This window comes from Massilia glaciei, assembly GCF_003011895.2.
Classification (GTDB): domain Bacteria; phylum Pseudomonadota; class Gammaproteobacteria; order Burkholderiales; family Burkholderiaceae_D; genus Telluria_A; species Telluria_A glaciei.
The window spans coordinates 1-19,024 of the sequence record NZ_PXWF02000031.1 but is presented as its reverse complement, the minus strand read 5'-3'; the positions used below and the strand labels follow the sequence as shown (position 1 = coordinate 19,024).

The window sequence follows — 19,024 nt, the reverse complement described above, 5'->3', positions numbered from 1 at the left end:
TAAATTAGCGCGGTGCGTAACACCGTGGCGCGAACTGCACGGCTTCAAGTCGGATCTAGTTAAGCGCGACGGCGTATCTGCCCGCGCCGTCCACTTCGCGATCCTCACGGCCTGCCGTTTAGGAGAAGTGCGCGGCGCGAAATGGAGCGAGTTCGATTTGCATGCGAAGGTGTGGACGGTTCCCGCGGAACGGATGAAGGCGGGCAAAGAGCACAGCGTTCCACTTTCCACAGCGTCGATCGATTTGCTGAGGTCACTGCAGCGTGTCGGTGACCTTGTTTTTCCTGGTCGGGGTAAGGATACCCCATTGCCCGACATGAGTCTGACGGCCGTCCTAAGACGTATGGGGAAGGGTGACATTACAGTGCACGGTTTTCGTTCGACCTTTCGCGATTGGTGCTCAGAAGCGGAAGGAAATTCTTTTCCGCGTGAGGTTTGCGAGCACGCCCTGGCGCATAGTTTGCCCGACAAGGTGGAGGCCGCTTATAGGCGAGGCGATCTGCTAGAAAAACGCATCCTCTTAATGCAATCGTGGGCCGACTTCTGCTGTTCGTTTTAAGTCTTCGCTCCAGTCCGGCTAGCGATTATGCATGCATGAACCCATTGTTCCACCTCGCTTTTGACCCATGCGGAAGAGCGGCCCTGCAATTTGACGGGTTTCGGGAATTCGCCTTTCGCAATCGCCTCGTACACGCTGCTTCGCGATCTGCCACAAATTGCCAGTACTTCTTTGAGTCGTATGAATCGGATGTCCACCGATTGTGCGGGGGCCCGGCGGTCGAATGGAATGATGGCAACGCGCTGATCCATGATGAGCTCCTATAAATGTGGCGCTTTATTTTTGTGATCAACCCGGCAATCGACAGTTTTGTCACGACCACGCCGTGCTTTTGCAGACTTGGATTGGGTAGGCAAAAATCGCGGTATTTGGAACTTGGCCAATGTCGGTGGTTTGGATTTTTCGATCGCTTCCGTGAAGCGGGGCAGGCCACGCATGCTGACCATCTCGCCTTTGGGCCGTTGCGGCCCGACTTCGCCAGCGTAAGTTGTGCGAACAGGGGACATGTCCGGAGCTTGTACCACCGCCATCGAGTAACCTTCACCATCCGACTGGACGAGGTAAGTGCCACCGGTGCCAGAGTCGATAGCGTCGGCAATCGCGTCCCGCAGTTGGCTCAACGCGGTGAGATCGCCGACGATTGCTGCAACCCTGTCGAATCGCGATGGCGCAAGAATGTGCAACATGTGCTCGCTCATACTCCCTCCTTAATTTCCCGCGTCGATTTTCGGTATGCCGAAACATTGATCTCAGTATGTCGTTCGGCTGGGGTTCCAGGCAAGGCGAACACATCGTGTATATCGAATCGATCAAACGCGTGAGAGGGGTTGAATTTAAAATTTAGCGGCTAAAGTTTCGCCTGCCGTTCGTTTGCAATTTGGCTTCTGTGAACGGCTGTGGAAAACCGCGTAAATCTGGCTCTATCAGGCGGATTCGTTGCGGGGACAAAATGGTTTTTCTAAGAAAATGGGTATTGGCCGGGGCTGCCTGAAGTGAAGCTCCGATTGTGCTGGCCATGTCGTCCGGCCGGACGGCTGCCGGCCCCCGCCGTCGGCGGGGCAAGTGACAGCATGGCCTGCATTGCGCAATCGCTGATCAACGTCCAACGGCGTTTACAAGAAAGACCGGGCACGCTCGCTCTCGTGGTCAACCCGCATCCTCACAGCCATATCCATGCAATCCGCGCCTGGGCTGTGCCTCGAACATATCACACAGTCAAAGCCACGAAGTGCCGCGCAACCAGTGGGTCAGCTCTTGGTGATCATAAGTGGGTCAGAAAATTTGAGCGCCAAAGCATCTGCTTGCTGCAGGGTGTTAGGTACTTTGAACGGTCGGTGTAGACGAGTCTTTCGCCTTCATACGGCGCCAGTCCCGCATGCCATTAGTTGCATCGTTCATGTTGACCTTGGCATGTTTACGGACTGCGTCGACGGTAGGTAACGCCCGCCGACCGGCTTCTTCATACAGGGCTTCGGCGGCGCTGTTGATGCGATCAAGTACGGCAGGTGAGATATCCATATCAATTCTCCAGTTCGATGGGGGGGCCTTGGGAGTAAGAGTAGGCGACCCGTTCTAAGCGGAATTGATCCGGCTCAACCGGAAGAATAGGAATAAGAATAAGAATATAAATTTGAGCCGCTTCTTCTTACTCTTCTTACTGCGGGGGCAAGTTCAGCGGTGCTCTCGCGGCATCCGTTGTTGTGCCGCATGCGGTGTGCCGGATCCACGAATATCATGAAATTGCTTGACATCGCAACGGGTGCCAGACATCGGTGCCCCCATCTGGCTGCACCGAAAAGGGCGCCGCAAAAATGGATGCCGACGGGTTGAAAGTTAGCGGCTAAAATCTCTGATCTTAATGTCAATGAGTTCGCCTACCGTGCACAACCAAATATTTTTCACAAACGTACTGCGGCTGTTAGATGAGCAGAACATGACGAAGAGCGAGCTAGCAGACCACGCCGAAATATCGGTGTCGTTCTTGTCGGACCTTACCAACGGCAAGGCCAACCCATCCCTAAAGATCATGGAAGCGATTGCGAAGGCCTTGAACGCTTCGCTACCGGCTCTGCTGGAAATGACCGATCTTGACCAGGAAACCCTGGACGCGCTCGCTGGAGGCAAGGCCATTAAAAGCTTACCTGACGGCTATGTGCGCGTTTCGGCAGTCTTAACTGAATTTCAAGCTTTTAGTGTCAAGCAATGGGATCAAGAAAACCGAAAGAAGATCAGCAAGAAGCGCTAGGAGCGCAAATATTCCCTTTCACAAAGACTTTTTGAAGCGCTCGTCCAGTTGCGTACAGGAACCCCTTCTTAGTTAATTCCCTTAGGCATGAAAATCCGACCGTCCGTTTGATTTGCCACAATTTCTATCGCAATACGAAAATATCTATTGGTTAAGTTTGTTCCATTCGGACTTTCGTTATATCCATCGAATGTAAATTCGATGCGTTGAACGGGGGATCCATGGACGGCCACGACACTTTCATCTCAGATACCAGCATCCGTGCACAAAAGAAGCTCGAACGCGACATGGGTCCGACGCTTCTGGCGGCGCTGCATGATTCGAAGAGCGTGGAGATCATGCTCAATGCTGACGGGCGCCTCTGGCAGGAGCGTCTGGGCGAGCCGATGAGGTGCATTGGTTCGCTCCGTCCATCACAGGGCGAGGCGATCATCAGGACGGTGGCGAGTTGCCTCGGCAAGATGGTCACGGCCTCCATGCCCATTGTCGAAGGTGAACTCCCTCTCGACGGATCCCGTTTCGCCGGCCAGCTCCCCCCGATTGTCACCGCGCCGACTTTCGCCATTCGTAAGAAGGCGATCGCCATCTTCACGCTCGAGCAGTATCTGGAAACGGGAACCATATCGCAGCGCCACTATGAGGCGATCAAGGCGGCCGTCAAGGACCACCGCAATATCCTGGTCATCGGGGGAACGGGGTCGGGCAAGACGACCCTCGTCAACGCGATCATCAATGAAATGGTGCTTTGCAATCCTGTTGAGCGCATTTGCATTATGGAGGACACCGGCGAGATCCAGTGCGCCGCCGAGAACTATCTGCAATATCACACCACCGTCGACGTGCCGATGTCGGCACTGCTCAAACTCATTCTGCGCATGCGCCCAGACCGCATTGTGGTCGGCGAAGTGCGCGGGGCCGAGGCCCTGGATATGCTCGATGCCTGGAACACCGGGCATGAGGGAGGCACAGCGACGCTGCATGCCAACACGACCAGCTCGGGGCTTGATCGCCTGGCGTCGCTTATCAGCCGCAACGAAGCGGCGCCGTCGAAGATTGAACCGCTGATAGGCGACGCGGTTCATGTTGTTGTTCATATCGCCCGCATCCCCGAAGGCCGCCGCGTACAGGAGGTCCTCGAGATCTCCGGCTACGTGGACGGCAAATACCTCACCAAAACCATCTAGGAGCTTTCCAAATGCACCCTACTCTGTACCCACAACCACGCACCATCGATAGCTCTACGATGTGCTTCATCGCCTTCGCGCTTGTCGTCGCCTGCCTCTTCCTGAACCCGCAGGCCACGGCCGCGACCGGCACGGGCGGCGGCCTGCCTTACGAGGACTGGCTCACCAGTCTGCGCAACTCCGTCACGGGCCCGGTCGCGTTCACGCTGTCGCTCGTCGGCATCGTGGTCGCGGGCGGCGTGCTGATCTTCGGCGGCGATCTGAACGGCTTCTTCCGCACGTTGGTGTTCCTCGTGCTGCTCATGGCCTTCCTGGTCGGGGCGCAAAACATGATGAGCACCGTGTTCGGCCGCGGCGCCGAGATCGCAGCCCTGGGCGATGCGGCAGCAACGCAAGTGCAGTTCATGGCAATGGCCGCAACGGGCCGGGTGGCTTGATCATGGCACTGCGCACGATTCCCATTCGTCGGGCCGGCAATCGACACAACCTGTTCATGGGTGGGGATCGTGAACTGGTCATGTTCACCGGGCTGATGGCGTTCGCGCTGATTTTCAGCGCGCAAGAGCTAAGGGCAACGGTGGTGGGGCTTCTGCTGTGGTTCGGGGCGTTGTACATGTTCCGGAAAATGGCGAAGTCCGACCCGCGCATGCGCCACGTCTACATCCGGCACCGGAAGTACAAACCGTACTACCCGGCGCGCAGCACACCCTTCCGCATCAATCCCACCAGTCAAGGGAAGCAATACAAATGATTATCACCCTAACCATCGTGATCGCGGTTCTCGGGGCCTTGATGCTGTTGCTGCTGTTCCAGCGCATCCAGGCCGCGAACAGCCAGTTGGAGCTGAAAAAACACCGCTCGAAACAGGCCGGTTTCGCCGACCTCCTCAACTACGCCGCCATGGTCGACGACGGCGTCATCGTCGGCAAAAACGGCTCGTTCATGGCCTCGTGGCTGTACCAGGGCGAGGACAATTCCAGCAGCACCGACGAACAGCGCGACATGGTCTCGTTCAGGCTCAACCAGGCCTTGTCCGGCATGGGCAACGGCTGGATGATCCATGTGGACGGGACGCGCAGGGAAGCGCCCAGCTATCCGCCGGCATCGGCGTCGCACTTTCCCGATCCGCTATCGAAGGCGATCGACGAAGAGCGGCGCCGGCTGTTCGAAAGCCTCGGCATGATGTACGAGGGATTCTTTGTGCTCACCGTGACGTACTTCCCGCCGCTGCTGGCCGAGAAGAAGTTCGTCGAAATGATGTTCGATGACGAAACCGAAGTGCAGAACCACAAGTCCCGCACGCAGGGCTTGATCGACACCTTCAAGCGCGATTGCGCGAACATCGAAGCGCGCATGTCGGCGGGGATCAAGATGACGCGGCTCCGGGGCAAGAAGGTTGTCCAGGAGGACGGATCGATGGTCACGCACGACGACTTCCTGCGCTGGCTGCAGTTCTGCGTCACCGGCCTCAACCATCCGGTCCAGCTGCCCAACAACCCGATGTACCTCGATTCGATCATCGGGGCGCAGGAGATGTGGTCCGGGGTGGTGCCGAGGATAGGCCGCAAGTTCGTCCAGGTGGTATCCATCGACGGCTTCCCGCTGGAATCGACGCCGGGCATGCTCACGGCCTTGGCCGAGCAGCCATGCGAGTACCGCTGGTCGTCGCGTTTCATCTTCATGGACCAGCATGAGGCGGTCGCGCACCTGGACAAGTTCCGCAAGAAGTGGAAGCAGAAAATCCGCGGCTTCTTCGACCAGGTGTTCAACACCAATTCCGGCGTGGTCGACGAGGACGCCGTGTCGATGGTGGCCGACGCCGCCTCGGCCATCGCCGAGGCCAACAGCGGCCTGGTCGCGCAGGGCTACTACACGAGCGTCGTCGTCCTGATGGACGAAAACCGCGACAAGCTCGAGGCGTCGGCGGCGATGCTGGAAAAGGCCATCAACCGGATCGGCTTCGCCGCGCGGGTTGAAACGATCAACACGCTCGACGCCTACCTGGGCAGTCTGCCGGGCCACGGCGTGGAGAACGTTCGCCGGCCGCTCATCAACACGATGAACCTGGCCGACCTCCTGCCGACCAGCACAATCTGGACCGGCCTGAATTATGCGCCGTGCCCGATGTACCCGGCCAACTCGCCGCCACTGATGAGCTGCGTGACGCACGGCGCCACGCCGTTCCGCCTCAACCTGCATTGGCTCGACCTCGGACACACGCTCATGCTTGGCCCGACCCGCATGGGCAAGTCGGCCAAACTGGCGCTGATCGCGTTCCAAGCGCTTCGCTACGAAGGCATGTCCATTTTCTGCTATGAGAAGGGCATGTCGATGTACCCGACCACCAAAGGGGTTGGCGGAAGCCATTTCGACGTGGGGGCCGACGACAGCCGGCTCGCATTCTGCCCGTTGCAGTTCCTGGAGACAAAGGGCGACCGCGCTTGGGCCATGGGCTGGATCGACACCTGCTGCGCGCTCAACGGCGTCATCACGACGCCCGAACAACGCAATGAGATCGGCCGCACCATATTCAACATGCAGGAGAGCGGTTCCAAGACCATGACCGATTTCGTCCTCACGATCCAGGACGAGTCCATCCGTGCGGCGCTCGAGCAATACACGGTCAAGGGGATGATGGGCCACCTTCTGGATGCCGAAGAGGACGGCCTCAGCCTGTCTAAGTTCACCACGTTCGAGCTCGAGTCGTTGATGAAGCTTGGCGAGAAATACGCGCTGCCTGTGCTGCTGTACCTGTTCCGGCGCGTCCAAGTAAGCCTGAAAGGACAGCCGGCGATGATCTTGATCGATGAGGCATGGCTGATGCTGGCCCACGCCGCTTTCCGGGACAAGATCGAGGAATGGTTGCGATCGTTCGCCAAGCTCAATTGCCTGGTGCTGCTGTCGACGCAGAGCCTCACCGAGGCGGCCAAGAGCGGCATCATGGACATCATCATCGAGTCGACAGCTACCAAGATCTATCTGCCGAACCGCGATGCCAGGACCGAGGATGCGACCGCGCTCTACAAGGCGACCGGCCTCAATTCCAGGCAGATCGACATCCTTGCGACCGCCGTTCCCAAGCGCCAGTACTACGTCGTCTCCGAGGCGGGGCGCCGACTGTACGAAACCGCGCTGGGGCCACTGGCGCTGGCGTTCGCGGGGTCCACCGACAAGAAGTCGATCGCCAAGATCAAGGAGCTCGAGGCCACGTACGGCGATGGCTGGATTCATGAATGGCTCGCCATCAAGGGCCTCAATCTCAACGACTACGGAGTTACAGCATGAATATCGGGAACCTGAAGGGGTTGGTCTTCAAGAAGCCGGGTGGCGGCGATGAGCGCCAGGGCGACGAAGTCATCGAAGGTGGACGGCGCCGGGCGGAAAATCCGAACCCCTATTTGAATGCGCGCCGGACCTGGAACCACATCGGCGCGGCCAACGAGGCCAGCCGCCAGATGTTCCAATTGCTCGGCGTGCTCTCGCTCCTGGTGGCCCTTGGCGCGGTCGGCGGCATCACCTACATCGGCAGCCAGTCGAAATTCGTCCCCTACGTCGTCAAGGTGGACAAGCTGGGGCAGCAGGCAGCCGTGGCGCCGGCGCAGCGCGCGGCGGCGGCCGATCCGGCCGTCATCCATGCCTCGGTGGCGGCCTGGATTTCAAACATGCGCATGGTCACGCCCGACATCGCGTTGCAGCGCAAGGGCGTCTTCCACGTTTACTCGATGCTGGCGGCAAATGACCCCGCCACCGCGAAGTCGAACGAATGGCTCAACGGCAGCGAAGCGAGCAACCCGTTCAAGCGCGCCGAAACCGAAACCGTCAGCGTCGAAATCGACACGGTGCTGCCGCAGACCGGCGATACGTGGCAGGTCGATTGGATCGAAACGACACGCGACCGCCAGGGCGGACCCAAGGGCCTGCCGCAACGCTGGCGGGCGCTCGTAACGGTCTACATCGTCGCGCCGACCTCGGCCACCACGGAGCAGCAGATTCGGGACAACCCGCTCGGTGTCCACGTGCGCGACTTCGCCTGGTCCAAACATGGTCCGAACAACTCTAATGGGGCAACGCAATGAAAAAACAGTTCGTAGCAATCGTCCTGGGCGCGCTGCCCCTCCTCGCGCCTGCCGCCGACAATGCGGCCGAGGCGTTTTTCACCAAGAAGAATCCCGCGCTGACGCCGCAGGAGAAGAACGCGATAGCAATCGCCAAAAAGTGGCAGGCCAATGGCGCCGATGCGGCCGGCATGAAGCCGGTCGCGGGTCCCGGCGGGGTGGTGCGCTTCATATTCGGGGTCCAGCAGATCCGCATCGTGTGCGCGGTCCTGCAAGTGTGCGACGTCGAGCTGCAGCCTGGGGAGCAGGTCAACAACCTGAACCAGGGCGATCCGCGCTTCACGGTCGAACCGGCTGTCAGCGGCGTCGGCGCCGGCGAGGTGCAGCACCTCATCATCAAGCCGCTCGACGTGGGCCTGGACACGACCCTGATCGTGACCACCAACCGCCGCACCTACCACATGAAGCTGCGTTCGCACCGGACGCAGTACATGCCGCGGGTCGGGTTCACGTATCCGGAGGACGCGGCGGCGAAATGGGACGCGATCCGCACCCGCGAGGTCCGTGAAAAGGCCGAACAGACCATTCCGCAAACGAAGGAGGTCCTAAGCGATTTGTGCTTCAAGTACGACGTGCGCGGATCGGCCAGGTGGAAACCGGTACGGGTCTACAACGACGGCGTGCGGACGGTGATCCAGATGCCGGCGGCGATGACGCAGACGGAGGCGCCGGCCTTGCTGGTCGTGCGCAAGGAAGGAGGCCTGTTCACCGAGGACGACACGGTGCAGGTGAACTACCGCGTACACGGCGACCGCTACATCGTGGACACCGTGTTCGACAAGGCGGTCATGATCGCCGGCGTCGGCCGCGGGCAGGACCGCGTGACGATCACGAAGGAGAAATGACATGCAAAAGACGTTTCTGCTTGTCCTGCTCATGGTCGGCCTGGCCGGCTGCGCCTCGAGCAAGGCGCCCCGGGTCCCGTTCGGCAGCTTCGTGCAAACGCCCGTGGCGGCCGATGACAAGGCGATCGCCGATGACGTTGTGAAGAAACTGGCGGCGCTCTACCCGCCTGCCAAGACCAGGTTCAACCTGCAGCACGCCACGCCCGACGCCTTCGGCACCTCCGTGGTGGCGGCCTTGCGGGCCAAGGGGTATGCGCTGGCGGAGGTGAAACAGGGCGCGCGCGCGGCCGCGCCGGCAGCCGGCGAACAAGCCCTCGCGTACGTCATCGACCAGCCGCTCGATGCCGGCTTGTACCGCGTCACGCTGCTCGTCAACAGCCAAACCCTGTCAAGGGTCTACCAGTCGTCCGGCGGGGCGGTTGCGCCGGCCGGCGCCTGGGTCCGGAAGGAGTAAACCTATGAGCACCACAACCGATGACGATATGGCCCCGGATGCGTCGCCCGGCGAAAAGTCGAACAAACGCAGCGGCGTTCGCCGTGTCAACAACCTGCCGATCTACATCATGTGCACGGGCTTGGTCATATTCCTCCTGGTCATGATCCTCGTCGCTTCGGGCCGGGCGGAAAAGCAAAATGACCCTGCGCAGGGCCGCGGCGGCGAGCAGGCGAAAGGCGGCGACACCAACATCTTCGCGAGGGAGATCGCCGGCAACCAGAAGGACGGGATTGTGAAGGCCAAGGCGGCGCCGCTCGTGGTGCCGGACCTGAACGCGCCCCCTGGATCGGTGGCCGTGGTTCGACCGGCCAACCTCGAGCTGCCGCCAGCGCCGCCCGGCGGCGCGCAGTTGCAGCCGCCGTCATCGCAGCAGCTGGCCCAGCAGCAGCGCGGTCCTGCCGATGAGCAGGCTGAGCGCATGCGCCAGGTGAAGGAGCAATTGTTGTTCGAAGCGATCCGCGCGAAATCGAGCGTGCCCTACGCCCCGCCGCGCAGCGCCGGGTCAAGCCAGGGGTCGGCGGGGCAGGCCGTGTTCGGCCCCCTCGGCAGCGCCCCGGCGACCCGCGAGGAAACCCTGCAGCGGATCGCCGCCGTGCGTCAGCAGCTCGAGGCCGCCACGCGCGACGATCCTTCGGCCGCCTACAAGGCCCGCCTGCAGCAGCTGCAGGCGGCCGGGATCGTTCCGGCCGGGGCCGGCGCGGGGTCGGCCGGGGGCATCGGCGGCGGCGTCGCGCCAAAGCTCGTCCAGGCTGTTGCGGGCCGCAACGACGTCGAGCAGTTCGCCGGGGCGGGGCAGGGCGATCGCTGGCGTCTCGAGTCGCAGCCGGAAGCGCCGCGCTCGCCCTACGAGCTCCGGGCCGGATTCGTGGTGCCGGCCATGTTGATTTCGGGTATCAATTCGGAGTTGCCGGGGCAGATCATGGCGCAGGTCAGCCAGGACGTGTACGACACGCCGATCGGAAAGCACAAGCTGATACCGCAGGGATCGCGCCTGGTCGGCAGCTACACCAGCGACGTCGCGTTCGGCCAGTCGCGGATCCTGATCGGGTGGCAGCGGATCGTTTTCCCCGACGGTAAGGCCATGGATATCGGCGCCATGCCCGGCGCCGACAGCGCCGGCTACGCGGGATTCAAGGACCAGGTGAACAATCACTACTTCCGGCTGTTCGGCTCTGCCTTCTTCATGTCCGCGGTCACGGCCGGCGTGGCGTTAAGCCAGCCAGACCAAGTCACGACAAACGGCCGCCCCACGACCAGCAGCGCGATCAGCGAGGCGCTGGGTCAGCAGCTGGGCAATGTCACGGCCCAGCTTATTTCCAAGAACCTGAACGTATCGCCAACGCTGGAAATACGGCCGGGCTATCGTTTTAACGTCATCGTCACCAAGGACATGACCTTCTCGAAGCCATACAGTGCTTTCGATTATTAACTCCAAGGAGAAATTATGAAACCGTTCGTCCGCAAAGTTTTAGCCGCAAAAGTCGCTTTGGTGATGGCCGTGTCCTCGATTCCGGGCCTCATCACGCCCGCCCATGCCGGCATTCCCGTCATCGACGGCGCCAATTTGGGCCAGAACATCATGGGAGTGATCGAAAGCGTCGGCCACACCGCAAAACAGATCCAGCAATACCAAACCCAACTCCAGCAGTACGAGAACATGCTGAAAAACACAATGCAGCCGTCCCAGCAGATTTGGGACCAGGCGCAGACGACGATGAACCAGCTGCGCGGCTCGATCGACACCCTGAGCTATTACAAGCAGAACCTGGGCAGCATCGACGCCTACCTCGGCAAGTTCAAGGATACGGCCGGCTACCGGTCCAATCCCTGCTTCTCGGTGTCCGGTTGCACGCCGGGCCAATGGTCGGCGATGAAGGAACAGGAACGCCTCGGTTCGGAGGCGCAGAAGAAGTCGACCGACGCGCTGTTCAGGGGCCTCGAGAAGCAACAGGACGCGATGGAAGGCGACGCGACGCAATTGCAGCGTCTGCAATCGGCCGCACGCGGCGCGCAGGGCCAGGTCGAGGCCCTCGGCTACGCCAACCAGCTCGCGAGCAACCAGGCAAACCAGCTCCTGCAGATCAGGGCCCTGCTGATCGCACAGCAGAACGCTATCGCGACCCGCAACCAGGTGCTGGCCGATCGCGAGGCCAAAGAGTCGGCGGCGTCGGATCAAATCCGTGCGGGTACGTTCCGTCCATCCAGCGGCAGAACTTGGTAAAGGAAGATTAATGATGAAAACCGAATGCAAAGGTTTGATCGTCGCTGTCGCGGCCGCACTTCTGGCAGGTTGCTATCAACGGGTCGATGTTGCAACTAGCCCTTGTGACGAATTGGGAAAGACTTCCGACGCCAAGCTTCAAGCAGAGTTAGAAAAAAAGTGCGGTCGTGGTGGTCCAGCTTTTAAACCAAGCTCCGGAAAAACTTGGTAGGGAACGACAATGAAAATGCCAGTCAGTAAAATTACTCGAATTTCGTGGCTGCTGTTCTTGTGGCTGGCGATTTTCTCAGTTCGTGCTTATGCGGCCGGTCCGGGCGCAACAAGCAACGACATATTAGACAACGTGCTGCAGCGGTACTCGAATGTGGCTAGCAACTGGGGAACACTTATTACCACTAGAGCGACTTGGTTGTTCTGGCTCCTTTCAATAATCAGCATGATCTGGACGTTCGGGTTTATGGCCTTGCGGAAGGCTGATCTGGGTGAACTTTTTTCTGAATTTATTAGATTTACGATATTTACAGGTTTTTTTTGGTGGCTACTGTTGAATGGTCCTCGGTTTGCGACGGACATAATGATGTCGCTTCGAATGATAGCTGCGCAGGCGTCGGGACTCCCAAGTGTGCTTGCCCCCTCGGGAATTGTCGATATCGGCTTCGATATTTTTTACAAAGTTGTGGATATTTCCACGGTTTGGCAGCCTATGGAAAGCTTGTTTGGCATGCTTCTGAGTATGGCAATACTTATCGTGTTCGCGCTCATTGGCGTGAACATGCTGCTGTTGCTTGTAAGTGGCTGGATTTTTGCTTATGCCGGGGTTTTCATTCTCGGGTTCGGCGGCTCTCGCTGGACGTCTGAAATGGCTATCGGATACTTCAAGTCCATCCTGAACATCGGCCTACAACTGATGACCATGATCCTGCTGGTTGGTGTTGGGAAGTCGTTCGTGGACCAGTATTACGCTTCCATGAGCGCCGGAATGCCCCTCAAAGAGCTGGCGGTTATGGCCGTTGTTGCGGCTGTTCTTCTAGCGTTGGTCGCGAAAGTACCACCTCAGATCGGCGCGCTCGCGGGCGGCACGACCGGCAATATGGGCTCCAACTTCGGAGTGGGCGCGGCCGTTGCCGCCGCTGCAATGGGAGCGGCGGCCGTCGCCTCCACAGGCGCCGCGCTGGCGGCAGGCGCCAGCGGCGCCGCTGGCGGTGCGCAAGCGCTGATGGCCGCATTCTCCAAGGCCAGCGCGGCCGAAAGTGCCGGAGGCGGCACCAGCGCCGTGATGGGTTCGGCGGGCGGGGCGGGCGGTGATACCGGTGGCGGTTTTGGCGGCGGTGCCGGTGCCGGAGGTGGTGGTGGCGGTGGTAGCAGTGCGCTCGCCGCAGCCATGGGCGATACCTCGGGCGGTGGTGCAGGCTCCGTCGGCGCGGATCCGGGGTCGAGCGCGACCGCAGGCAGCTCGAGCGCCGCCGGATCGTGGGAGCCTGGGTCCGGATCTGGAACTGGATCCGGGGCCGGGTCGGGATCTGGATCCGGGTCGGGAAGCGGCGCCGGCGGCAAGGGCGGCGCCGGCAAGCCCACTGCTGGCGGTGGCGGCTCGCCGGGCGAAGTCAAGCCAAGCCGGCCCTTGGCCGCCGCCGGCGCAATGGCGGCCAAGGCCGCCAGGATCGCGGCCGGTACGGCCGTCAACCTGGCGCAGGGGTCGTATGACGTCGCCAAGGGACGGACGATTGAATTGAAAGACGACTTTCTGGAACGTATCGCCGACACGACCGGTGGCCAGATCGCGTCCGCGATCAACGCACGCAAGGATGCAGTGGACGCCGGCGGCAAGTCGGCCACATTCGCGGAAAACAGTCTTGCAGCTGGAACCAGGTCGGCCGAAGCGGAAGCGGAAATCGCGGCCTTCCGGGACGGGAAAAATTAATCCATTTAACGGAGCAAAACGTGAAACTAAGAGCACTCATCGCTGCAACCTTGTTTGCCTCGGCCGCTTCGGCATCGTTCACGGCGAACGCGCAGGACACCCTGACCGGCGACACGAGGTTGGCCTGCGAGGCAATCATGTGCCTGGCTTCGCCCACGAGGCCGGGCGAGTGCGCGTCAGCCATAGCGAAATATTTCAGTATTTCCCTCAAGCGCTTTAGCAGCACCCTCAAGGCGCGGAAGAATTTTCTCTCGCTGTGTCCCCGGGTCGACCCGGCCACGATCCAGCGGATCGTTGACAGCAACCCTCCAGAACAGGATCCACCGGACAATCCTGTGCCGTTGCCGCCTGTGTCGCCGCTGACCCCGGCGCAGATCCTGGCGCGGATCGCGAAGCTTGTGCCGGTGTGGGAGGCGCAAGTTGCGAACAGCGCTGCGGCCAGAGCGGCGCTCGAACAGTGCGTGCAGCGAGACGGCCGCGTGCAAGACGGATTCTGTGGGCCCGAGCTGGCCGACTATGAGGTGAAGCTACAGCTTTCCGTCGCGACGAGGGACGAAATCGATCGGCTGCAGGAACTGCTGGATAGCTTGGAATGCAGCAGGAAAAGCAACGTCAAGTGCCTAGAGCGTTGATCGGATACCGACATGCCCCTCGACCTTCCACCGTACATGCAAGAGCGTATTGTCTGCTCGATCGCTGCGGCCGCCAAGTACGAGATCCCGGCCAATATCGTCCTGGCCGTCGCCGAGCAGGAGGGCGGCAGGCCGGGGCAGTGGGTCCGCAACAGCAGCAACGGGAGCCACGACGTCGGGCCTATGCAGTTCAACACGAATTACCTGCGCGAGCTGGCGCAGTTCGGGATATCCCCCGGTCACGTCGCGGCTGCGGGATGCTATCCGTTCGACCTTGCCGCCTGGCGGCTGCGCAAACACATCAAAAATGACAAAGGCGACCTCTGGACACGTGTGGCGAACTACCACTCGCGCACGCCGCATTTCAACCAGGTGTACCGCGCCGATCTGATGAAACGCGCCGCCAGGTGGGCCGACTGGCTCTCGGCGCGCTATGTGACCCACGAGGCCCCGTTGCCGAGGGAGACACCTCAAGTCGGCTTGGCCTCCACTGCCAGATCCAAACCGTTGAGCATGGCCAGGTGGCAGGCACCATCGGGATACGTCCAGCGCAAATTGATCATCGAAGGGCAACAGTAGGGACTTTAATCACGATCTCAGCGTTTTACGAAAGGGCTAATCATGGATTCATTAAGCCGTGCCGGCGAATCGACGGGATTTGGCGCAGCTGGCCACCGCTCGAAGCTGGAGCGCGCACCCCAGCTGGTGGTCCCGGACGGCACGCTGGAAGCATTCAAATGGATCGCTCTTATCTCGATGACTGGCGATCACGTCAACAAGTACCTCTTTAACGGAACCCACGACTGGCTGTTTTATTGTGGTCGTTCGGCATTGCCTCTCTTCGTGTTCGTCCTTGCGTATAACCTCGCACGACCAGGCGCTAAAGTCCGTGGCGCATACCACCGCACCATTTGGCGCCTCGTGGTGGTCGGCGGCCTGACCACGCCGGTCTTCATCGGCCTGGGCGGCCTGGTGGCGGGGTGGTGGCCGTTGAACATCATGTTCACTCTCGCGGCCGTGGCAGTCATGCTGCTCCTGGCCGAGCGGCGCACCGTCGCCGGCTATGTGTGCGCTGCCGGCGTTTCGCTCGCTGCCGGCGCGCTGGTCGAATTCGGATGGTCGGCGCTGGCGCTCGGATTGGCGGTTTGGATTTACTGCTGGCGGCGATCCTGGATGGCGATGGCACTGGCCGCTGCGGCTTTTGCGGGGCTCTGGCATGTGAACGGCAACCCATGGGCCTTGGTGGCCGTGCCGATCGTTCTAGGCGCTTCCGGCGTTGGTTTGAACGTTTCACGGCTGCGCTGGGTCTTCTACGCCTACTACCCGGCGCACCTCTTCGTGCTCTGGCTGATCCGAATCCCGATGAGCAAGGCGGGATACCTTTTCTTTTGATTCGGTTTACGTGTCACGCAACTCACCCCTAGAAAGACGCGAACTTTAGCGGCTAAAGAGAGAGACCATGGATAAAGATACACTAGGCGGACTGCTTCTTTTCGCGGCGTGCATGTTCGCCGCCTACAAGTTGGTCAAGCTGCTCTGGCCGATATTTGAGCAACGCAAGAACTTGACGCCTATACAAATGGTGGAGCGGGCGATGTCGGCACCCGGTGAAGAAATGGAACGCCAGGCGACAGTCTTCGGCTCATGGCGCAGGACGATCGTGGTCAACGTGGTCAATTTTGTCCTGTTGTTGGGATGGTGTGCCTTCGCCGCTGGGTCGCCCATCGTGCTTTGGTTTGGGCTTGGGTATCAGTGCATCGGGCATTTGGTGATTTACGCGATGCATATTAAGATCACGGCGCCGTTGAATTTGAAATTACGTGATCGCATATGGATTCGCGTGTTTTATGCATGGTTTTGGCCGGGGTATTTGGCATACCGTCGCAAATGAGTCATATTGGGAGGTTGCGACTATTGAGGAAAGTCACAAGATATTAAATAAGGGAGCAGGGCGATGAATATTGATGAAGCGAAGCGGATTATAGTTGACGTGCCTAGGAACCAGATCGGTGTGCTCGATGCAGCGTTGGAGCGGTACAAGCGTTTCTCTGGCATTTACACGGTGGATGGGTGCGCGGTCGATCTGGCCGGGGATCGGGCCACCTTTCCGCATTTGTTGAAATTCGATGACGGCATGCCGGTCATCAGCGACGACAGCTGTGTCGAATTCATGGCGGTGGTTTCCGGCCTTCCAGCCGTCTGGTGCGCCGCGTGGAACGAAATTGATTTCATGGATGTGCACGTCGACGTGGTGTCCTAGTCGGCGTATGAATTGACTCCAGGAGGCAATGCTATGCCGACGTTCGATGAAATCAAGAAAGCCCTCAATACGTGCATGGTCGCCGAGCCCGCTGTTGATTTTGTGCTCTCGAAGGACGCAAACCAGCTCTGTACGGTGTTTGCTGAAATGATGCACTTCAAGCAGACGGAACGTCCGCTTGGAACGCTGAGTGACAAACAGGTTATCGCCTACCAGCGATGGCGTGATTCTATGAAATAGGTGTGACGCGTTCATTTCCGGGACGTGGCACAAATCGCTGACCTAGTCAGGGCAAGGGGAGGATCCCGGGATGGGTTAAGGATCTGCGCGCCGCCGGAAAATCGCCGATCGACTTGACGGCTTAGGCGTAGGTCTGCGGCACGACGAAATCGGCGTCGACCACGTCGTTGACGCGCGCTGGTTCGTTGCCGGGTCCCACAAAAAAAAGCGTGCCTCAAAAAAAGGCGCATGCAGAAAAAAGCGCCTAGAGAATTCAACCTGCGGGCTGGAGAAAAAATCAGATAAACACGGAAACGTCGACCCGGAAACGCTCGGCAAGGCACTTTGCAAGTCGCTTGCTGATTTCACGCCGGCCAGCCAGGATGTCGCTGACCAACCCAGTTGAGGCGATATCTTCCAAATCTTTTTGCTTAAGATTATTTGCTTCAAGTAGATGCCGCAAAACCTCACGCGGTTCTACTGCCGGGATAGAGACATGTTCATCTTCCCAACGCTCGATCAACTCCATCGTCAGTTCAAAAAGCGAGAAGAGCGGGTGAGTGTCATCATCGCCTACCGCGTCTGCCAAAGTGTCGGCCAGCGCGCGCACGCCTGCGAAGTCCACTTCCGTGCGAATTGGTCGCAAAGGAACTTGACTCTGAAGAGTAGTCCAAGCTTGGGTAAGCCCAGATAAGGTACCGAACTGATTTTGGGTGTTCATTTTCCTCGATTGTCCTTAGTCCACTTGTCGTACTCGGCATGCGTGAGTACTGCACGGATATAGGCCATCTGGGTGTTGTAGTGGATTACAGCGATTACGCGGTAAGCGTTGCCACCAACGTCAAACACCGTGTACTTCTTGGGAACATAGTCAGCCGTCGAAAACGTCTGTTTGAGCTCGTTGAAGTCAGACGCTTGGCACTTCGACAATGCCGCATACCAAGCTTGTAGCCTACTTTCCGCCTGAGGATGGGCGGTCCAGAACTGCACGAGTGCAGTCTTCGAAATTATGCGCATTAAATTTCCTGCAATTAATATTGCCTCCCCAGACAAATCAATTATATACGCGTTTTGAGAACTTCGCAAATTGCGTAGGGAATTCCATGGCAAGGGTCTCTTGTGTGACACCCCAAGGCTCGTGCGCCCGCTGTCCGCAAGTGCGAAGCAATGCACACGAACGGATTTGGCCGCCAGTTGCTCTACTGTGGCACGCGGCCGCACTTGGTGTGAGCCGGCCTTGCGGCAGCTGGCCGCGATCGATGCCGTCGACTGGCCGGTTGCCGGCGCTCCCTTCGAATATGTCAAAACGCCTCTGAGGGGCCGGCCGGGTCGGCAGGATCTTGCCCGGCGGCGCCAGCGCGATCGCGCGCGGTCGACCAGCTGGCCTCGGCTCCAGCACGCCATGCCGCACATTGTCAGCGTGGCATGCGTAAATTTTTCCGCTTGAACACTAAAACCGCTGGACATTGCCTGAAGTAGCAATCAAAATCAAACAACGGAAACGACAATTTCGTCAAAAAATACCGACAAAAATGTCGCAAGAAGTAAATGAATTTAAGTATTTCCCGCGGCGCAAAAATTCTCTGCTAATATCGCTTCCATGGACTCTCTGGCACCAAAAGACACGGCAGGTAATGAGATCCCAGCGAATGTTTGGGAGAAGTGGGGCGTGGCATCCCGCCGTGGCTATCAAGCGGTGCCACATGATCTTTTTCGGTTTCAGGCTCAGTTGCAGTTGAGCAATGGTGAGTTGGTCACGCTTTTGAATATCTTGGATTTTTGGTACAGGCCAGAAAAGGCGCCGTTTCCTGGCGTCACGGCCTTGGCAAAGCGAATGGGCACTGATCCGCGTTCCGTGCAGCGGCATCTGAAGACTCTGGAAGAAAAGGGTTACGCGACTCGTGAGCCAGGGCGAGCCGAGAAGCGCAACTTTCGGCTTGACGGATTGGTAAAGCGTTTGGGCAACTTAGTAAAAGCTGAGCTGGGTTTGGCCGACCATGCAGTAGTAGTGAGTTTCAGCAAGTAGCTTAAGGGATATAGCGTCAGCGTCATGCTGCCACTGACGGCAGCTATTTCCGGGATGGTCCGGGGATTCCGCTGAAGATGCCGGTTCGACTCCGGCCTCGCAGCCCGATTGGGCAAAAAAAGGGCTCCGTTGCCGCGGAGCCTTGTAGTTGTAGAGCAGGTAGCACAATTGGATAGTGCGCCAGCGCCGCTGTTCTCGAATGAACAGTATTGTAGGAGGTGGTATTCCTATGATAGCACGCTGAGGATCCCAGTTCGAGTCTGGGCCTGCTTACCACCAGGGCGATTGCATGAAGCCAAAC

25 protein-coding genes and 1 tRNA gene are annotated in these 19,024 nt (G+C 59.4%); 21 read left to right on the top strand and 5 right to left on the bottom strand.

All coding sequences use genetic code 11. The annotated features are described in order from the left end of the window. Nucleotides 1-559 (top strand): tyrosine-type recombinase/integrase (locus tag C7C56_RS02270; RefSeq protein WP_146204247.1); only part of this gene is annotated, 559 nt, incomplete at its 5' end. On the opposite strand, the gene C7C56_RS02265 is transcribed toward C7C56_RS02270, so the two are convergent. From C7C56_RS02265 to C7C56_RS27870, 3 genes are all read right to left on the bottom strand, one after another. Next, nucleotides 556-810: a helix-turn-helix transcriptional regulator gene (locus tag C7C56_RS02265; protein WP_106755880.1), complete on the bottom strand. Its 255-nt coding sequence runs from the start codon at nt 808-810 to the stop codon at nt 556-558. The genes C7C56_RS02270 and C7C56_RS02265 overlap by 4 nt on opposite strands. Before the next feature lie 9 nt (nt 811-819). Then, nucleotides 820-1,257 (bottom strand): hypothetical protein, encoded by a 438-nt coding sequence (locus C7C56_RS27875; protein ID WP_146204246.1) that lies wholly within the window; start codon nt 1,255-1,257, stop codon nt 820-822. A 616-nt stretch (nt 1,258-1,873) separates the two neighbouring features. After that, nucleotides 1,874-2,077, bottom strand: coding sequence for a hypothetical protein (locus C7C56_RS27870; protein ID WP_146204245.1), 204 nt, complete (start codon nt 2,075-2,077; stop codon nt 1,874-1,876). A gap of 361 nt (nt 2,078-2,438) precedes the next feature. On the opposite strand from C7C56_RS27870, the gene C7C56_RS02260 reads away from it, so the two are divergent. From C7C56_RS02260 to C7C56_RS02175, 18 genes are all read left to right on the top strand, one after another. Continuing rightward, nucleotides 2,439-2,804, top strand: a complete 366-nt coding sequence (locus tag C7C56_RS02260; RefSeq protein ID WP_106755882.1) for a transcriptional regulator — start codon at nt 2,439-2,441, stop codon at nt 2,802-2,804. A 221-nt stretch (nt 2,805-3,025) separates the two neighbouring features. Further along, nucleotides 3,026-3,988: a P-type conjugative transfer ATPase TrbB gene (gene trbB / locus C7C56_RS02255; protein ID WP_106755879.1), complete on the top strand. Its 963-nt coding sequence runs from the start codon at nt 3,026-3,028 to the stop codon at nt 3,986-3,988. 11 nt (nt 3,989-3,999) lie between these two features. Then, on the top strand, nt 4,000-4,425 hold the full coding sequence (gene trbC / locus C7C56_RS02250) for a conjugal transfer system pilin TrbC (protein WP_106755878.1): 426 nt from the start codon (nt 4,000-4,002) through the stop codon (nt 4,423-4,425). Nucleotides 4,426-4,427: 2 nt separating this feature from the next. Further along, nucleotides 4,428-4,739: a conjugal transfer protein TrbD gene (locus C7C56_RS02245; protein WP_106755877.1), complete on the top strand. Its 312-nt coding sequence runs from the start codon at nt 4,428-4,430 to the stop codon at nt 4,737-4,739. After that, a complete protein-coding gene (locus C7C56_RS02240; protein WP_106755876.1) occupies nt 4,736-7,273 on the top strand; it encodes a VirB4 family type IV secretion/conjugal transfer ATPase in 2,538 nt (845 codons plus the stop codon). The genes C7C56_RS02245 and C7C56_RS02240 overlap by 4 nt, the downstream gene beginning before the upstream one ends. After that, nucleotides 7,270-8,064 (top strand): VirB8/TrbF family protein, encoded by a 795-nt coding sequence (locus C7C56_RS02235; RefSeq protein WP_106755875.1) that lies wholly within the window; start codon nt 7,270-7,272, stop codon nt 8,062-8,064. Before C7C56_RS02240 ends, C7C56_RS02235 begins: the two co-directional genes overlap by 4 nt. After that, nucleotides 8,061-8,948: a P-type conjugative transfer protein TrbG gene (gene trbG, locus C7C56_RS02230; protein ID WP_106755874.1), complete on the top strand. Its 888-nt coding sequence runs from the start codon at nt 8,061-8,063 to the stop codon at nt 8,946-8,948. The genes C7C56_RS02235 and trbG overlap by 4 nt, the downstream gene beginning before the upstream one ends. Nucleotide 8,949: 1 nt before the next feature. Then, the gene (locus C7C56_RS02225) at nt 8,950-9,402 is read left to right on the top strand and encodes a conjugal transfer lipoprotein TrbH (protein WP_106755873.1); all 453 of its coding nucleotides are present in this window, start codon (nt 8,950-8,952) and stop codon (nt 9,400-9,402) included. 4 nt (nt 9,403-9,406) lie between these two features. Continuing rightward, nucleotides 9,407-10,873 carry a TrbI/VirB10 family protein gene (locus tag C7C56_RS02220; RefSeq protein ID WP_229457913.1) on the top strand — a complete coding sequence of 489 codons (1,467 nt, stop codon included), beginning with the start codon at nt 9,407-9,409 and terminating at the stop codon, nt 10,871-10,873. A 15-nt stretch (nt 10,874-10,888) separates the two neighbouring features. Further along, on the top strand, nt 10,889-11,665 hold the full coding sequence (gene trbJ, locus C7C56_RS02215) for a P-type conjugative transfer protein TrbJ (RefSeq protein ID WP_106755871.1): 777 nt from the start codon (nt 10,889-10,891) through the stop codon (nt 11,663-11,665). A 10-nt stretch (nt 11,666-11,675) separates the two neighbouring features. Further along, nucleotides 11,676-11,876, top strand: coding sequence for an entry exclusion lipoprotein TrbK (gene trbK, locus C7C56_RS02210; RefSeq protein WP_106755870.1), 201 nt, complete (start codon nt 11,676-11,678; stop codon nt 11,874-11,876). A gap of 9 nt (nt 11,877-11,885) precedes the next feature. After that, entirely contained in the window at nt 11,886-13,586 is a 1,701-nt protein-coding gene (trbL, locus tag C7C56_RS02205; protein ID WP_181372984.1) for a P-type conjugative transfer protein TrbL, read from the top strand. A gap of 20 nt (nt 13,587-13,606) precedes the next feature. Then, entirely contained in the window at nt 13,607-14,218 is a 612-nt protein-coding gene (locus tag C7C56_RS02200; protein ID WP_106755869.1) for a TrbM/KikA/MpfK family conjugal transfer protein, read from the top strand. Between the two features lie 12 nt (nt 14,219-14,230). Beyond that, a complete protein-coding gene (locus tag C7C56_RS02195) occupies nt 14,231-14,797 on the top strand; it encodes a transglycosylase SLT domain-containing protein (RefSeq protein WP_106755868.1) in 567 nt (188 codons plus the stop codon). Between the two features lie 42 nt (nt 14,798-14,839). After that, nucleotides 14,840-15,610, top strand: a complete 771-nt coding sequence (locus C7C56_RS02190) for a TraX family protein (protein WP_106755867.1) — start codon at nt 14,840-14,842, stop codon at nt 15,608-15,610. A gap of 67 nt (nt 15,611-15,677) precedes the next feature. Next, complete coding sequence (locus tag C7C56_RS02185) at nt 15,678-16,109, top strand: hypothetical protein (protein WP_106755866.1); 432 nt, start codon at nt 15,678-15,680, stop codon at nt 16,107-16,109. Between the two features lie 63 nt (nt 16,110-16,172). Continuing rightward, complete coding sequence (locus tag C7C56_RS02180) at nt 16,173-16,478, top strand: hypothetical protein (protein ID WP_106755865.1); 306 nt, start codon at nt 16,173-16,175, stop codon at nt 16,476-16,478. Between the two features lie 33 nt (nt 16,479-16,511). Further along, entirely contained in the window at nt 16,512-16,718 is a 207-nt protein-coding gene (locus C7C56_RS02175) for a DUF3717 domain-containing protein (protein WP_106755864.1), read from the top strand. A 277-nt stretch (nt 16,719-16,995) separates the two neighbouring features. Here the strand turns inward: C7C56_RS02175 and C7C56_RS02170 are convergent, their stop codons facing one another. Together C7C56_RS02170 and C7C56_RS02165 are read right to left on the bottom strand one after the other, a co-directional pair. After that, nucleotides 16,996-17,418, bottom strand: a complete 423-nt coding sequence (locus C7C56_RS02170) for a helix-turn-helix domain-containing protein (protein ID WP_106755863.1) — start codon at nt 17,416-17,418, stop codon at nt 16,996-16,998. Beyond that, on the bottom strand, nt 17,415-17,714 hold the full coding sequence (locus tag C7C56_RS02165; protein ID WP_106755862.1) for a type II toxin-antitoxin system HigB family toxin: 300 nt from the start codon (nt 17,712-17,714) through the stop codon (nt 17,415-17,417). Before C7C56_RS02165 ends, C7C56_RS02170 begins: the two co-directional genes overlap by 4 nt. Before the next feature lie 583 nt (nt 17,715-18,297). Between C7C56_RS02165 and C7C56_RS02160 the strand changes: the two genes are divergently transcribed. Further along, on the top strand, nt 18,298-18,723 hold the full coding sequence (locus C7C56_RS02160; RefSeq protein WP_106755861.1) for a helix-turn-helix domain-containing protein: 426 nt from the start codon (nt 18,298-18,300) through the stop codon (nt 18,721-18,723). A gap of 153 nt (nt 18,724-18,876) precedes the next feature. Next, nucleotides 18,877-18,999: transfer RNA gene (locus C7C56_RS28540), tRNA-OTHER, on the top strand. Nucleotides 19,000-19,024 lie beyond the last annotated feature (25 nt).